The organism is Robinsoniella sp., from assembly GCF_034124845.1.
Map to the genome: position 1 here is coordinate 1 of NZ_JAWYAJ010000382.1, position 2125 is coordinate 2125.

The window sequence follows — 2125 nt, forward strand, 5'->3', positions numbered from 1 at the left end:
ATTCCCACATTCTTTAAAACAAATTCTTTGTATGCATCTGATATTGGGATTCAGATTAATCCCGATTCCCATATTATCATAGCGCCGAATATCGGAAGTTATGTAGGCGGAGATATTACCGCGGGTGCATTTGTAAGTGCTTTGTGGAACAAACCGGAATTTTCACTGTTTATTGACCTTGGTACCAATGGAGAAATCGTATTCGGCAACTCTGACTTTTTAATGAGCTGTGCCTGCTCAGCGGGACCTGCTTTTGAGGGCGGAGATATCAGCTGCGGTATGCGTGCTACGGATGGCGCAATTGAAGCATGTACCATTGATCAGGAAACGATGGAACCCAGTCTCTCTGTAATCGGAGATGAGGGGACGAAACCGATTGGTATCTGCGGCTCTGGTATTATTGATATTATCAGCGAATTGTTCCGCTGCGGTATTATTAACCCCAAAGGCAAATTTGTGCGTGAAGGCAAACGTGTCAGACACGATAAGTTTGATATGGGCAGCTATGTGCTGGCATTTGAGTCGGAAGCGGGCTCTGTGAAAGATGTGGAGATTTCCGAAGTTGATATTGATAATTTTATCCGTGCAAAGGGAGCTATTTTCTCTGCTATCCGTACGATGTTATCCTATTGTGATTTTGATATCTCTATGATTGAACATGTCTATGTAGCGGGCGGTATTGGCAGCGGCATCAATATGGAAAATGCAATTCATATCGGTATGTTCCCGAAGGTTCCTTTGGAATTGTACCAGTATATCGGAAATTCATCTCTGTCAGGGGCATATGCAATGCTCTGTTCCACACAGGCTGAACGGAAAGTATATGAAGTTGCTAGAAATATGACTTATCTGGAATTGAGTGCAATACCTCAGTATATGGATGAGTTTGTCGCAGCATGTTTCTTACCACATACGGATACAACATTATTTGAAGATTAAATATAATTGAAATAGAGTAGATGCTCAGGCAGTATCGCAAGATTGCTTGCGGTATTCATTAAGTAAAATGTGAAAGAAAAATGCATTTACGCCGCTGATTCAGGAATAGCACAAGATTGCTTGCGCTATTCCCAGCGTAAAGATTGAAAGAAAATTGTGATATGGAAAGGGCGCCACGCTGTAATTCTTTCAATTTGTTTTATTGTGGCAGTATTGCAGGCGGGTCTGCAATATGCAATGGGAATACAGATGAATATTGAGTACGAAAAAGACAACAAAGAACGAATCCCGTTCGAGCATTACCTGGAAGAATTCCGCAAAATAGATCCGATTGAAGCAAGCAGACGCACCGGAGTTCCCTTTGATGAAGAAAAGCAGGTATTTACACTGCGCATGATGCAGAAAGAGTATCTGATCTTTTATCCGGAATTCCGTGTGGAAAAAGCACAGACTGATGATGAGGGATATGGTGCCCTTTTGGATGAAGTGGCAGCAAAAATTATTGCGATCCGGTTTTTGACAAAAGGTGTAGCTTCCGAAACTACCGGAAAGTATCTGACTTATCGTGAAGTACCCTGGGGAGAAGTTTATTTCAGGCAGTTTCAGGGAAGATGCCTGATGCGCCTGGCGTTTTCCTACGGTTCAAAGTTAGAACTTTTTCAGGCACAGATGGAAAAAGTGGGTGCCTCTAAATTAGAATCAGGCGATGTATCTTACGAGTTTGAATTCATAAATGGATATTTTGTACAATTTATTCTATGGGCCGGGGATGATGAATTTCCACCTTCATCCCAAATTTTGTTTTCTGATAATTTCCCTCTTTCCTTTGAAGCAGAGGATCTGGCAGTTGTTGGAGATGTGTCCATCGGCACATTGAAAAAAATATAAATCCGTTCCGAAGAATACGCATAACGGATCGAAAGTACTGTTCCGGCAGTACTGTGCATTTACTGCACAGTGCGTGAGAAAGTGATTCAGGAGTGTATAAATCCCATCGCCAAAGGCGATTTTAGATGGATTTATGCAGTTACTGACCGCGGAGTGAACAGTAACAATCGTAATGAAAGGAGATATTTAACTATGGGTTACAAATCAGACATTGAAATCGCACAGGAGACTACTATGTCCCCTATTACAGAAATCGCAGCAAAAGCAGGTATTGACGAGAAATATCTTGAGCAATATG

The 2125-nt window shown here is 41.7% G+C and carries 2 protein-coding genes; both read left to right on the forward strand.

The features are described 5' to 3' along the window. Nucleotides 1-939 (forward strand): ASKHA domain-containing protein (locus ACH2DQ_RS19190; protein WP_395027882.1); only part of this gene is annotated, 939 nt, incomplete at its 5' end. Nucleotides 940-1176: 237 nt separating this feature from the next. Further along, nucleotides 1177-1827, forward strand: a complete 651-nt coding sequence (locus ACH2DQ_RS19195; RefSeq protein WP_394915359.1) for a DUF3786 domain-containing protein — start codon at nucleotides 1177-1179, stop codon at nucleotides 1825-1827. The last annotated feature ends 298 nt before the right edge of the window (nucleotides 1828-2125 follow it).